Below are 14,987 nucleotides of genomic sequence, written 5' to 3'. Positions count from 1 at the left end.
TAGCACTAGATCTGGATGTTCACGACGAATTCCTGATTCTGGGGCACCACCGTTAACGTCACTTGCCCTTTTTTGACTTGATACAGCTGTTCATTGATGGTCAGCATGCCGGTAACAGGTCTTAAGGTATCCCGGTCAAACACATGCACGGTCACGTAATTAGGCTCACCCGGAACAAGCTCTTTCGGCGCTATACTGACCAAGTAAGGCAGGGGCCGGGAGGATGTCTTGCTCTCATCCACCCCCGCCAGCTGCACCGACAACCGGTAATGGGAATCCCGCCGGCCGTAAGTAGACAAGGAAGCCGAACTGTAGACCACCACTTCCCAGATGCCGGCTTGGGGCTGTTCAATCACCAGGCCGGACCAGCCCTGGCTCGCCTGCCCCGCCGGTGCCAACCCTACCCAATCACTCATCCCGTAAGGAGCACCATTGGGCTGGTTCACATGGAAGCGCACCCGCCCATCAAACCTGCCTTGGCTGCCGGTCACCGCCAGGGACAGCTGCATGGCTGCCGTCCCCTCAGGAACTTTAAAGAAGTATCGCTTGAATTGCCCGGCCGGCAGACTCCCGGACAGTTCCTGCCGGTACATGTTCTCCCGGTGCAGCAGGTAGGGTTTGATCACCGTGGTCATTAAACGGATGTCGGCACCGGTGGAAGTGAGCAAGCGCCCTTCCAGCCAGCCCGTATAGAGGCCCGGCTCCCGGGGCAGCACGTATTCCACGGGCAGTTCCCGGCGCCCGCCCGCCGGCAGGGAAGTCATTTGGAATAAGGGCTTTAACCACTCGGCCGTGGAAGACCAGAAGATGATTTGCTCTTGATCGCCCTGGTTAATCACATAATAAGGTACGTCCCCCGGCATCACTTCACGGGAATACAACCCTTCCCCGAAGCCCAGCCGCCGGTTATAAGCATAGCCGCGGAAAAGCCGGTAAAAAGCCTCCTGCTGCCTCAGCTCCCGCCAGGTGCGCCCGGCATCGAAAGCGCCGTAACCCACCTCTGCCGCCGTCATATTGGGCAAGGATTGAGAGCCGGCGGCCAGGGCCTGCTTGAAATCATTCCAGTCAAAGTCAAACCCCAGCTCCCCGGCTGCCTGCCGCATCAACGCCACGGCACCCGCTACATGGGGCGCGGCAATACTGGTCCCCTCCCCCCGCCGGTAGCCGTTACCTGCCGTCAAAGGCCAGGTGGAGACGGCGCTGCCCGGTGCCACGACGGTGGGCACCATGAGGCCGTCCTGCCTGGGACCGGCGGAGCTAAAATGCCATAATGTGGGGGAAGAAACTTCGTAGCCGTAATCCGTGCGCCACATTTCCGGCGTGATATACGCCCCTACACTGATAGCGCTCTTGGCATTGCCCGGCGTGGCCAGGGTCCCTAGACCCGGCCCTTCATTGCCGGCGGCCACGGTGAAAATGATGCCCTGCTCGGACAGGTCATCCGCCAGTTTGGTCAAAGTGTTATTCCCGGCGGTTTCATCCCGGTAATAGCCCAGGCTCAGGTTGATTACATCGGCTCCTTCCGCCGCCGCCCAGCGAATAGCCTCCGCCAGCTGCTCCCACTGGGTGGTTCCCTCCCGGTCCAGCACCTTGGCCACCAGGAGCCTCGCCCCGGGGGCCACTCCCTGGATAACGCCGTTGGCGGCTGCTATCCCGGCCACCTGGGTACCGTGTCCCAACTGGTCGTAACCAAAGACCACCGTCGTGCCGGCCGGATCAACATGGCTTACCACCAGGTTGAAGCTGTTGCCGAAGGGCCCCCGGAAGGTAGCATAAGCCCTGCTGAGGTCATACGCCTCTAAACCGGTCTCATTGCTTAAATCCCGGTCCCCCTGGGTATCCAGGAAAACCAGATCATAAACCCCGGCCTTTTTGCTGTCCACGGCCAGGACTAAGAACCGGTCCGTTAAATCCCCGTCCAGGTTGAAGTCCACCCCTTGGCTCTCTTCATCCAAGAAACCGAACCTAAGTACGCCGCTTTTTGAGCTAACCCCGGGCAGGCGGTAGCTCACTCCCTGGTGGGAGAGAACGCTGCTGCCGGCCGGGGCCGTACCGGACAGCTCTACTTTTCCTTCACCGGTGAAATTGCGCCAGCCGATAATCTTAGTTCTATTGTTAGTGGTCCGCTGGAGGTCCGGATGCCCGGGATCCACCCCGCTGTCGATGATAGCGATGATTTGTCCCCGGCCGTCAACATTCACATCCCGCAAAAGACCGGCCAGGTTCATGGCCTTTTTAGTGGTGGCCAGGCTCGCCGCCGGATCCGCCGTGGAAGCGGCGGATAAATCCGCGTCCTCCAAGGGCTGTTCCATAAAACTGACACCGGTGCGAGCATTAACCTGGGCGCCGGTGCCGTCACCCTGATAAGCTATCCTGATGCTGCTGTCTAAAGCATCTTCCAAAAGCTGCACAAAAGCTACTTTTCCTTCCCGGTGCACCGCCAACAGGGCAGGCTGGGGCAGTTCGTTCACCAGCCCGTTCCTGTCCAGCTGTTGGGCGCCAGCATAAAAAAGACACCCTTCCCGCAAGGGCAGCGTCGCCACCTGCCCCTCAATCCCCAGCGTAATGGTACTTTCATCCACCGACAGAACATTGCCGTAGATTTCATACAAAGCACCCCGCTGGGACAGCATCCGGCTCAAGAAGACCGCGGCTTGCGCCCGGGTCACCGGCGCCCCGGCCCGGAATGTACCGTCCTCAAAGCCGTTAACTAAACCCCATTTAGCCGCCAGCATGATACCGTCCCGGGCCCAGTCGGGCAGTTCATCGGTAAAGGACACTTCCTGGTCCCCGTGCCCGACAAATTTTAAAGCCCGCAGCAGCATGCTCACCATTTCCGCCCGGCTGATCACCTGATCCGGCCGGAAAGTACCGTCTTTATAACCGGATACGATGCCGAGTTCCCAGGCCAGTTGAATATAAACCCTGGCCCAGTGCCCGACGGGAACGTCCCTGAACAACTGGTGACTGGTCTCCAAAGCCCAGGCACTGTCATCCATGTTCAATGCCGAAATGAGCAGCCGGGCAAACTCCGCCCTGGTCACACCTCGTTCCGGGCGAAAGCTTCCGTCAGGATAGCCGCCGACTAACCCTTTAGCCGCCAGCAGGTTGATCTCCGTCGCCGCCCAGTGGTCAGCAGTATCAGGGAATGCCGTGGCAGGGAGAGCAAAACAGGTTAATATAACCAGGAGCAGGACGAAAGCCAGGATGAGGCGGTATATGTTTTGGCGATGACTCACCATGAACGCACTCTCCCTTCTTAGCCATAACATTTCTGACGGAGAACGGCCCCGGTTTGTTCCCCCTCAACACTAGAAAGGACACAGAAGTGTGTTCCCCCTGTGTCCTTGTCAACGGTTATCCGCGAGCTCCTTCCGCCGGCGCCAACCCGGTCCAGAGGATATCCAGGATCTCCCCGGCCAACTCCGGCCCCGCGGTCTCTTCCTCGGATACAGCCATTTCCAGTCCCATATTCCACAAAGCACCGGTAATCATCTTCGCCGCCACTTGAAAATTCACCGGCCGGATTTCCCCTTGGGCCGCCGAAACCTTCAGCAGTTCAGCCAGGTAGGCGGTGCGGCGCTTTTCCTTTTCCACCAGTAAATCGCCTAGATCTTCGGTAATGTAGCGGTGTTCAAACAGGACCACCCGGGCAATATCTCTATGTTCCACAAAAAACTGAAAATGGAGCTCAACTAACCTTTTTAATTTCTCTTTGAGGTCCCCAATTCCTTCCATGTGGCGGGTAAAATCGCTGAAATAGTAGTCGCTGGCCAAAAGGAGCATTTCCTGCAGGAGCTTCTGCTTGCTGGAAAAATACTCGTAAACCGTGCCTTTGCCGACGCCCGCCAGGGCCGCGATTTCGTCCACCGTGGTATGGTGAAAACCTTTTTCCGCAAAGAGTCGGAAAGCAGCCCGGATGATGGAGGACTTTTTATCGGGAGTACCGGTCATGGCTCTCACACTCCACCGGCCGTCGTCCCGGCACCGCTGCCCATGAAGATGCCGTACCGCAATTGGGCTTTGGCCAGGTTGTAGTTATACAACATGCCTAGTCTTTGGGCCTCCGCCTCGTTTAACCGGTCAAAGGCTTGCTCCATTTCCAGCCTGGTGGCCACACCGGCTTCATAGCGCAGGGCGGCTAACCTGGCCGTCTCTTCCGCAAACGTAACGTTTTCTTCCAGCAAGCGATAAGCCTCTTCCGCCGTCTTTAGATTCAGGTAGGCTTGCCTGGCATTCTGGACCAGATCCGTTTTGGCCTGCTCGTATTTCAGCTGGGCCTCGATGAGATCGTATTGGGCTTGCTGATAAGTATACACATTTGGGGTATACATCTTTTTCACTTGCTCAAACTGCAGTTCCGCAATAGCCAATCCTTCCCTGGCCCCGACCACCGTCACGTCTTTTTCCATCAGTTCCGCCAGGTAAGCATCAAGATCCATTTCTTCCACCGGGGCGAAAGAAAACTCCGTGGTCAAGGCATAGCGTTCGGCCAGGTCTCTCCCCATCACCTTCGCCAGGGCCATCATGGCTATTTCTAGATTATTCTGGGCGGTGGCCAGTTGTACCTCGGCACTGGTGACCCCCACCTGGGCGGCCATCGCATCGCTCTTGGCCGCCAACCCCACCGCCACGCTGGCCTCAGCCAGCCGCAGCTGCTCCCGGGCCCTATCCAGGGCAGCTTCTTTAAGGGCCACCTCTGTCTGGGCCTTCAAAACATCATAGTAGGCTTTTTCAACGGCCATGTACAACCCCTTTTTGGTATAGTCCGCCGCCAGCTCCGCCAACCGCAAATTGGTCTCGGCGGCTTTCGGACCCACATATACCGCTTGCAGGGTTTCCAAAGTAGCTCCCGAAAACTCCATGAGGGTGTCCAACTGGTCCGCGGCAGTACGTGCTTCCCGCAAACTTACCTTTGCTTTCCCGATGGCATTTTCCCGCAGGGCCACCTCCAGGTTGTTGGTCACCGCTATTTCCATGGCTTCCTCCAGGCTCAAGGGGATGGCCTCCTCTGCCCCCGTTTGCGCCAGGGCCGGGGTGAGCACCCCGAAACATACCGCCACCAGTGTCACCAGCGCCAGCCACTTTCTTCTCATGCCGATTGTACCCCCTTCTGGCTCTCCCGTTTCGCTTTTCTCCTCCGCATGATCCTCTGTCCCCAATCATCAAAAATACTGTAGACGACAGGCACCAGTACCAGCGTTAACAGGGTGGAAGTGGTCAAGCCGCCTACTACCGCTGCCGCCAGGGGCGCACCGGCTTCCCCTCCTTCTCCTGCTTCAAACATCAAAGGCAGCATGGCAAGCACGGTGGTTAAAGTGGTCATTAAAATGGGTCTCAGCCTGGTTTGCCCGCCGACCAGGATGGCTTCGTCCCGGGCCATGCCTCTCTTGCGCAGGGTATTCACATAGTCCACCAGCACGATGGCGTTGTTTACCACAATACCGGCCAGCATGATAATCCCGATAAAGGAAATGACGTTAAAGGTGCTGCCCGTGACCAGCAAACCTAAGATCACCCCGACAATGGCCACCGGCATGGAGAACATGATCACAAAAGGATGGAGGAAAGACTCAAATTGAGCGGCCATGATCATGTAGACCAGCGCAATTGCTAACAACAGGGCTTTGGTCAGGCTGGAAAAAGCTTTCACCATTTCCTCGGCGGACCCACCCATTTCCAGGGCATAGCCGTCGGGCAGCTGCAGCTGTTCCTCCAACATGTAATTAATATCATTCATGACGCTGTTTAAATCCCGCCCGCTGATCTGGCAGGTTACCGGGATATAGCGGGTTTGGTTGCGCCGGTTGATATCCGTCGGCCCTTGCTCGATATTCAATTCCGCCACTTCCCCTAGAGGCACTTTCAGCCCCGAAGGTGTCAAGAACTCAATGCTCTTAAGATGGGCCACGTTTTCCCGTAGCTCCCTGGGGAAGATGACTTTTACATCGATTTCTTCCCCGGTTTCCTTGTACCGGGTGATGGTTTGCCCCTGCATGGCCGTCTGGACCGTGGACACGATCTGGGCCGTGCTCAACCCATACTGGGCCGCTTTAGCCCGGTCCACCACCAGAGCCAGCTCCGGCCGGCCTTCCTCCGTACCGATTTCCACTTCCCTGGTACCGGGGATACTTTCCATGACCGTCTTGATTTGCTTAGCGATTTCCGTCAGGACTTCCAAATCATCCCCTTCCACCCGCACTTGGACGGGAGCCATGCCATGCCCCATCATGGCAGAGGCGTCTACGCCGGAAACGGAAATCTCGGCGCCGGGAATATCCTGCACCTTCGCCCAGATCTCATCTACTACCTCATCAGTCTTGCGTTCCCGTTCCGACAGCGGTTTCAAGGTGATAGCGATGCTGGCGTTTTCCGCCGGCCCCACACCGCCCAGTCCGGTACTGTCGGCGCCGATGGCGGTAAACACCAGGTCAACTTCAGGAATGGACTGAATAATCTCTTCCACCCGGCCCGCAATTTCCCTGGTGGCCTCTAACTTGGAACCGTAGGGCAGGGAAATGTTTACTGTGGCATAGCCCTGATCCATGGCCGGAATGAATTCTGCCCCGATCACGGGTACTAGAACCAGGCTTGCCACCACAATCAGGGTGACCACCAAGATCACCCGCCGGCGCCGCCTCAAGCAGGCGGCTAACAGCTGCCGGTAACCAACTTCCAGCTTGTGCAATCCCGTTCCCCAAGCTGCAAATACCCGGCGCCAGAAGCCCCGCAGGCCCCCTTGACTTCCCCCGGCTTCCCCGTTTTGATCCAGGGGGGTGATCTTCATCATGCGGGAGGAAAACATGGGCACCACGGTCAAAGCCACTAATAAGGAAGCGAACAAGGAAAAGGAGATGGTCAAAGCAAACTCTCTAAACAACTGGGAGGCGAGCCCTTCCACAAACACAATCGGGAAAAACACCGCAATGGTAGTCAAGGTGGAGGCCGTAATGGCATTGCCCACCTCGTTGGCTCCCGTCACAGCCGCATTCATAGCCGACAGACCTGTCTCCCGGTGACGGTAGATATTCTCCAGGATCACAATGGAGTTATCAACCAGCATCCCCAGTCCCAGCGCCAGACCGCCCAGGGACATGATATTTAAAGTAATCCCCCCGAAATAGACCAGCGTAAACGTGGCGACCACCGAAACGGGCATGGACAAAGCAATGATCAATGTGGTAGGCACGTTCCGGAGGAATATGAATAGGATCAACATCGCCAAGATGCCGCCGGTAACCATGTTCTGGGTCATATTGCGAATGGAGAATTCAATGTACTCGGCCTGGTCAAACAGGGTCTCAATGGAGATATCCTCCGGCAATTCCTTCGCCAGGGCGGCCAGCGTTTTCCTGACCTCCCGGGACACCTGCACGGTGTTGGCATCGGTTTGCTTGCTGATATTAAGGCCGATAGCTTCCTGCCCGTTCAAGAGGCTGAGCTGGGTCTTTTCCTGATAGGTATCGATAATTTCCCCCAAGTCTTTCAGGCGCACCCGGGTACCAAGGGGGGTGGCTACGGTGACATTGCCGATATCCTCGACACTCTTGAACTCCCCTTTAATCCGGACCAGCAGTTCCCGGTCACCCAGCCCGGCGGTGCCGCCGGACAGGTTCACGTTATCTCCCTGCATGCTTTGCAGCAGTTGGGGCAGCGTCAAGCCGTAATGGGACAGCTTCGCCGGGTCTACTTCCAAACGGATCTCCCTGGTGTCCCCCCCAGTGAGGACCACGGAAGCCACACCTTCGATGCGCTCCAGTTTGGGTACTACTTTATCTTCCAGCAGGGTCTTTAAATCAGCCGGACTGCGAGACCCGGTAGCAGCCAACTGGACCACGGGTATCAGGTTGGGGTCCATTTTGAACACCATGGGTTTCTGGGCACTGTCGGGTAAATAACCCCTAATAATGTCCAGCTGCTCCCGCAGGTCATTGGCCGCTTGGTCGATATCGGTCCCCCAGCCGAACTGGACAACAACCATGGACGAGCCCAGGGAAGATATGGATTCAATGGTGTCCAACCCGCGGACGGTACCCACCACCTGCTCAATGGGCCTGGTCACCAGGTTCTCCACTTCCGCCGGGCCGGCACCTGGATATTCCGTATAAATGATGACGATGGGGAGATTCATTTCCGGCAACAAGTCGATAGCCAGATTAGTAAACGAGACAAATCCCAACAGGAGGATAATTAAAATCACCATGACCACCGTTACCGGGCGGTCCACAGACAGTTTCGGCAGGTTCATTAGTTACCCTCCCCAGTCACTACTTTAACGACACTGCCGTCTTGCAGCAGGTGCTGCCCGGCCACCACGAGCTGATCCCCGGCTTTTATTTCACCGGTGATGGCAGCTACCTGATCATTTTGCAATACGATCTCAACAGGGCACTGGCGCACCCGGTCCCCTGCCAGGATATAAATGCTGGGCCGGTTGTCTTTGGTGACAATACTGTCTACCGGGACCACCAGCGCATCAGTGACACTGTCCAGGGCCAGGTTAATTTGGGCCGTCATACCGCCTTTCAACAGGCCCTCATCATTGGGTATTTCCACTTTAACTTTGTAGCCGCGGGTATAAGGATCCGCCGACGGGGGCACTTCCACCACGGTGCCTTCCCAGGGTGCGTCCCCGGCGGCGCTGACCAGCACTTGCACCTTATCTCCTACCGCCAGTTTGCCTATCTTGCTTTCCGTCAGGTTGAATTCCGCGTAAACGGGATTAAGCTGGGCAATGGTGACCACCGGGGTCGTCGGCCCGGCCATTTGCCCCAGATCAATATGTACCGCCGTCACAATCCCCGCGACAGGGGCGGTAATGTAAGCGTTGTCCAACTGCGTTCTCGCCGTTTCATAAGCAGCTTCCGCTTGCTTGATCTGGGCTTTAAGGGTTTCCAACTGCAGGTGGGCATTTTGCGCGTCCGCCAGCTGGGCCGCCGCCACTTCCAGCTGGGTCTTGGCACTTTCCCACTGCTGCTCGGAAATACCGCCCTCCTGGTACAGGTACTCCATCCGGTCATAGGCGCTTTTCGCCGCCTCATAATTGGCTTGCGCGATCTGCAAGGCAGTCGGGATCTTGGCTTCAGCGTTGGCATAGGCCGTTTTGGCCGCCTCCACGGCAGCTTCCGCTTGCCGCACTTGAGCCTCAATCTCCTTAGTATCCAGCTGCACCAGGAGCTGCCCTTTTTGCACCTCTTCCCCCACACTGACCATAATGCCCTGTACCAGGCCGCCCAGTTTGGGCACCACGGCTACTTCCACGGCAGGGGTAATACTGCCGGTAACTGTATCATACACCGACACGGTTCCTTGGGTAACCTCCGCCACTTCCACCGGAATGGCTCTGGCTTCGGTAGTCTCTTCCTGTCCGGATTGGCTGCCGCACCCGGTAAACACCAGGGCCGCTATGCACAAGCACCCGATCAACCATCTTTTCGGTAATCTCATCTCCGTTAATCCCCTCCACTTGATCTATCATGATTCCGGACTGACCGGTCAGTCGGAACCACAACTGCATTATATCACCGGGATAGTTCACAGGCAAGAAGTAAATTGGAAGAGAAGCACAGAAAAAAAGAGCACCGGCAGCTAAGCGCCGGTGCCCCTGCTACTACCTGGTTTTACCTCGCACCGCTGATGACCACGATGGTTTCGGCGAGGAAGCGATAGCTGTCCGCCCTGCCCACCACAAAAATCCGGTCTCCCACGGCTAGGTCATCCAGGTCACTTTCCCAACCAAACTTGATAATGATGGTGTTCCGGTCGTCCACATAGACCCCCAGGCCGAAGCGGCTGTTTTCCTCCAGGTCCTCCAAGACCAGGACTTTTTCACGTCCTTTGATTTCTTTGATGGTGCCGATGAGGTAATCATTGACCACCCGGTCTTCAGCCCGCAAGTCCACAATGGCTCGTCCCTCAGCGCGGATGGTGACATAATCGTCCACGGCTAGGTCAGTGAGGTCAATCCTTTCCCGGTCTCTTCTTAACCTGGCATCGGAGGCCACGGTGAAGGTCCGCTCTTGGCCTTTAGGATCAATGATCGTCAGGGTGGGATTATAGGAAAGGGTAATGGCGACGATCCGCCCCTCCGTCCTGACTTCCACCGTCTCGGCATAGAGGGTTACCACTTGGTTGTTCTGGAGTTCCAACTCCACCTCATCCCCGGGAATCAAATCCCGCAGGGTGGCACTGCGGCCGTCCCGCCGGATCCGGGCATTGGCAGCCACTTCAAAAGTCTGTTCCCTCAACTCGCCTTTTGCCGTTTCCACCTGCACTGTAACCCTGCCGGTCGGGGCATATTCCGCCCTCACCAGGGTACCCGTTACTTGACTGGAAAAGCTCTCCGCCCAGAGTTGGATGATTTCCTGTCCTGCCACCAGGGCTTTGACCTGCTGGCCGGGCACCAGGGCATCCAGATCCGCCGGAGCATTGTCCAGGTACACCCGCCCATCGCTGCGGAGACTGTAAGTGACCCGGTTATTCCGGCTGTCCAGGAGGGTCACCTGGGGATACAGCCCGGTATTGACGGATACCAGTTCCCCCGTTACTTCCCTGGCCACATTGCGGCTCTCCACTTTGACGACGGTGGAGCCGCGCACCACCAGTTTCACTTCTTGGCCGGCCAAAATATCCTGCACGCTTGCCGCCAGCCCGTCCACGGTCACCTGGACATTGCTGTCCAGTATATAAGTGGATAGGCCGGTGGCAGTCCGCACAGAAATAGAGACGGTACCGCTTTTCGTCACCGTTTCAATGGTACCGGTCACTTCCGCTTCATGATAACTAAACTCTTCCGCGGGAATCACTTCCACGTAGACGGCTTGTCCCTGAGAGTTTTTAATGACCTCCAGCTTATCGCCCTTCCGCAATTCCTGCAATGAAACCGGCTGCTTGTTTTTGAAGATGGCAGCCTCCGTCGACACGGGCACTGTGACAATCTGGCCCGTCCCGTCCTGCACCAGGATGGAATTAGCTAACGGGCTGACGGAGTAGGCTTCTCCCCTAATGGTATTACCGGTCAGCTTCATCACTTTGGCATCGACCCGGGACAGGAGAACGGCCATTTCCGCCCGCGTCACCTGGTCCAGGGGCCGGAAAGCACCGCCGGCATCGCCGGCCATAATCCCTTGGTTGTAAACATAAGCGACATAAGGAACGGCCCAAGCGGCCTGATCATTTAGCAGTTTGGTGTCGGTAAACGGAAGCACAATACTGCCGGAAACAGTCCCGTCAAAACCCATGGCCCGGGCAATAAAGACGGCTATTTCGTATCTTTTCGCCGGATCCCTGGGACGGAAGTCCAGCACATCGGGGCCGGCCACGATCCCTTTGTTTACCGCCAAAGCAATCATCGCGCGGAAATCCTTGCTGATGGCTTCAGGATTCCGGAAATTGGCCGGAAAAGTCTCGCTTTGGGCTTCTCCTGCCAAACCGAGGGCCCGGATCAGCATCACCACCGTTTGCTCCCGGGAAATAGACTCATTGGGACGATACTCCTCCCCGTACCCGGCCACCACCCCTTTGGCATACATTTTCATCACATCACGGTAAGCCCAGTGATTGGTTGCCACATCCTTGAAGGGTGCTGCTGCCGCGGGGGACGCCAGGCTAAGCAAGAAAAACATCATGAGCGCCGCCGCAATCGGTTTTCTTCCTCGCACTTCCTCTACCCCTTTCTTCATCCGGCAGTTTTCCCTTAAATTCGATTGACACGGACATAAATCCTGTCTTTCGAGGGATATTCTGCAAAAAATTGCTGCCTAGAACCGGAAAGTCACCGCCCCGGTTTTCCCGTCATAATCACAGCTGGCATCCAAGAAATCCGCCAGCAGGTGGATGGGAATGAAGGCGTTCCCCTGGTACATGACAGGCCCCGTGAGCCGGTGCACCTGCCCGTTGATCACCACCTCGCCCCCCTCCGGCCGCATTTGCAGCTCCTTATCTCCTATAGACGCCACAACCTGGTTATTTGTTCCATCCCAGGTCACGGTGAAGCCGAAAAGTTCTCCCACCGCTCTTAAAGGCACCAAGAGCTGCCCCCCGGCTGTATAAGGGGCCGGCGCCAGATCAATGTCCTTCCCGTTCCATAAAACCTGTTCCCCTTTGATCACCAGTTCATGGCGGGGCAGCTTCTTGATTTGTTCCCGTAAATAGGCGATGGCCTTTTCCAACTGCTTGGCTTCATCTTCCTCCACCTGGTCGGGCACCAGTCCCACCCCGTTGATATCATATTTTTTCGGTGTCAAATAACGGGCGGTGGTAAGCTTCAGCCCGCCCCCGTTGGACAGGGTGAAAACCGTTTGCACGGAAGCCTTGCCGTAAGTCTTGGTGCCAACCAGGATGCCTGCCCCGGTGTCCCGGATAATGCCTGAGACGATCTCCGAAGCGCTGGCACTCTTATCGTCCACCAGCACTACCACCGGTAGCTCAGCGGCTTTGGTGAGGGATTGATAAGACACGGTCTTATTATCCCGCCCCACCACGTGTAAAAGAGGCTCTCCGACACCGGCGAAATTGGCGCCGATATCCAGGGCGGCATTCAAATACCCGCCGGAGTTTTGCCTCAGGTCAATAATCAGCCCCCGCATCCCCAGGTTTTCCAGCTCTGCCACGGCCTCATCAAATTCCGCCCCGGCCGTGGGGGTAAAAGTGTCCAGTTTTATGTAACCGATACCTTCCTCCTTGAGTTCAGCATGAACCACCTCTAAATGGATGTTTTCCCTGGTGACGGACACGATCATGGGCTCGGCGACCCCCTGGCGGGCAAATTCAATGAGCACCGCCGTGCCGGCCTTACCCCTGATTAAAGCGGCCACTTCTTCCAGGGAGCGGCCTTTCATATCCTCCCCGTTGATGGCCCTGATCTCATCCCCCGGCTGTACACCTACTCGCTCCGCCGGTGTGTTGGGAAAGACCTTCACCACCACCACGTATTCCTCGCCCTGTTCCAGCTGCATACCTACCCCGGCGTATTCCTGCGCCGAAGCAATCTTAAAGTTTTCAAATTCTTCCGGGGTCATGTAGCCGCTGTGGGGATCTCCTAATTTTTGAAACAGTTCTTCAACGGAAGCGGCCTCCAGTACCTCGGGAGCGACCGGTCCCACGTATTCCCTTTCCACATAGCTTTTGATCTCCTGTAATAACTCGTCCTCCCCGGCACCGGCCCAGGCACCGTGCGCAAACACCAGGGTTAAGAACAAGCAAAGCAATAAAACCCTAACAACCTGTTTCCTGATGCATCTCATTCATTTAACCTCCTGCCTCTTTGGATGATCAGTATTTCTCCTCCGGCCATGGAATTCCTGCAAGCACTTGCACAACCGGTCGCTCCCTGCGGCAGGCCGGCATCAAAAAATGCGCCCGGGAAACCTTTCCCGCAGCCGGAAACAGGGCCGGCCCTCCGGCGGCCAACCGTAATCGACCGGGTAACCGGGCAGCCCCAGCGGGGCATGATGACGGCGATGGTAGTCTTTCAGCACCAGTTCTCCTTCCGCCATCTTTTTGCGGAAAGTAACGGGTGCTGTCAACACATCAAGAAAAGAACCTTCTTGAAAAAAAATCCGGGTCCGGTAGGGCGGCTCCGGCGCCACCTCCCAGCCGGCCACCTGGGACATCACCACATACCCGATGCTGCCGGCATCTTTCATGGGAGCCTCCCTCCGCTTCACCGGCAAAAGCACCAGCTCCGGCAGCAAGGCCAGGGGCACCTCCCTCCGGCTTTTCAGCACCTTCCTTCCCCTGGCTTTTACCAAGGCCACATCTAAGGCAAACAGCCTGGCCAGCTGGGCCAAGACCGTTTTCGTCTTGCGCCGTTCCAATACTTCCCCTCCATGAGCCAGCATCACCGTTGTATAATTACCGCCGTCTTCCGCAAGACAAGGATAAAATCCCAGAAGACTGGGCCAGTTCTCTTCCCAATTGAGCGAAGTGTTTTTTTCCATTTATGCTAACACCTCCCTTGGAATGTTTAATTCTGATTATAATCGAACATATGTTCGTAGTCAACTCGTTTTAAACCCCATGCCGCCGGAGGGTTTCCCCCAGGGAATTGATGGCCATGGTCAGGTCGTCGAGTTTCTTTTCCACCCGGACCAGTAAGTAAATGGCCACCGCCATGGGAAAGCCGACGTTGCCGACCTGCAGCCAGAGTTCTTCCATTTCCCTCCCTCCTTTCTTGCCAACAGTTCAGCCGGTTGACACACCTGCCGCCCGGCAGCCGGTATAAAGGGTGGACCGGAGATGCCCTGAGTGCACCCTCGTCGTCCCAGAGCCGGCAGTTTGCCGCCAAATGCCTCGTTTACAATGTAACAAAATCGCTCCATCAAAAGAAAAATCGCCGGCATGGCCATACGACCGCCCCTTACGGTCGCAGCCCACAGCCGGCGATTCTACCAGCAGCAAAATTGGCTAAATTTGACTGCCCACCCGCCCCGTTACCTTAATTGCATCAGGTTGCGCCCGGCGCAGGTCCGGGGGCGGGCATTCCTGTCTTTTCACAGCCTTATATTAGATTCCCTGGCACACGTCGCAGCAAGGACCTCCTGTCCCCGGTTTTTCCTCCCCGAAATACCGGAGGATCATCTCCCGGCGGCACCGCTTCGTAGCAGCGTATTCTACCATGGCCGCCAGTTTCTTCCTTTTTTCTTCCGCCAGGGCTTCGGAGCGGCGAGCGATGGCAGTAAGGTTTTTCCGGCTGAAATCGCCGGTAATCATCACACCGGTGGCCTCGGGGGTCCTTTCGAAACTCTTGATGAGGCCCTGGTGCTCCATTTCACTCAGCAGGAAACGCAATTTCGTTTCCTCCAAATCCAAGCTTTCCAAATCCACGTGTCTCAAGACAGCCTTATCCCCTTCCCGCCGGCTCTCGATGTACCGGGCCAACCCCTTGGCATCTCCCTCCGTGACCGTTTCCTGCCGGATGAGAAACTCCTGCAGCCCCCGGTCCCGCGGGGCGTAGAGCAGCAGACTCCAAGCGGGCCGCCCGTCCC

General features: G+C 56.8%; 10 protein-coding genes. All 10 read right to left on the bottom strand.

Annotated features, from left to right (window positions below; all coding sequences use genetic code 11):
• Positions 1-5 precede the first annotated feature (5 nt).
• Positions 6-3,242 (bottom strand): S8 family serine peptidase, encoded by a 3,237-nt coding sequence (locus tag GXX34_01830; GenBank protein ID HHW06269.1) that lies wholly within the window; start codon positions 3,240-3,242, stop codon positions 6-8.
• A 115-nt stretch (positions 3,243-3,357) separates the two neighbouring features.
• On the bottom strand, positions 3,358-3,954 hold the full coding sequence (locus GXX34_01825; GenBank protein ID HHW06268.1) for a TetR/AcrR family transcriptional regulator: 597 nt from the start codon (positions 3,952-3,954) through the stop codon (positions 3,358-3,360).
• 5 nt (positions 3,955-3,959) lie between these two features.
• A complete protein-coding gene (locus GXX34_01820) occupies positions 3,960-5,096 on the bottom strand; it encodes a TolC family protein (protein ID HHW06267.1) in 1,137 nt (378 codons plus the stop codon).
• The gene (locus tag GXX34_01815; protein HHW06266.1) at positions 5,093-8,248 is read right to left on the bottom strand and encodes an efflux RND transporter permease subunit; all 3,156 of its coding nucleotides are present in this window, start codon (positions 8,246-8,248) and stop codon (positions 5,093-5,095) included. The genes GXX34_01820 and GXX34_01815 overlap by 4 nt, the downstream gene beginning before the upstream one ends.
• Positions 8,248-9,447: an efflux RND transporter periplasmic adaptor subunit gene (locus GXX34_01810; protein HHW06265.1), complete on the bottom strand. Its 1,200-nt coding sequence runs from the start codon at positions 9,445-9,447 to the stop codon at positions 8,248-8,250. Before GXX34_01810 ends, GXX34_01815 begins: the two co-directional genes overlap by 1 nt.
• 173 nt (positions 9,448-9,620) lie before the next feature.
• Positions 9,621-11,681, bottom strand: coding sequence for an S-layer homology domain-containing protein (locus GXX34_01805; GenBank protein HHW06264.1), 2,061 nt, complete (start codon positions 11,679-11,681; stop codon positions 9,621-9,623).
• Positions 11,682-11,759: 78 nt separating this feature from the next.
• Positions 11,760-13,244: a PDZ domain-containing protein gene (locus GXX34_01800; GenBank protein ID HHW06263.1), complete on the bottom strand. Its 1,485-nt coding sequence runs from the start codon at positions 13,242-13,244 to the stop codon at positions 11,760-11,762.
• 102 nt (positions 13,245-13,346) lie between these two features.
• Positions 13,347-13,940, bottom strand: coding sequence for a hypothetical protein (locus GXX34_01795; protein ID HHW06262.1), 594 nt, complete (start codon positions 13,938-13,940; stop codon positions 13,347-13,349).
• A gap of 70 nt (positions 13,941-14,010) precedes the next feature.
• Entirely contained in the window at positions 14,011-14,157 is a 147-nt protein-coding gene (locus GXX34_01790; GenBank protein ID HHW06261.1) for a YvrJ family protein, read from the bottom strand.
• Positions 14,158-14,505: 348 nt separating this feature from the next.
• On the bottom strand, positions 14,506-14,987 hold a 482-nt coding region (locus GXX34_01785), incomplete at its 5' end, for a hypothetical protein (GenBank protein ID HHW06260.1).

It is taken from the genome of Clostridia bacterium (assembly GCA_012840125.1).
Lineage (GTDB): Bacteria > Bacillota > DULZ01 > DULZ01 > DULZ01 > DULZ01.
The sequence above is the reverse complement of the archived record's forward strand: the minus strand, read 5'-3'. Positions and strand labels throughout refer to the sequence as shown.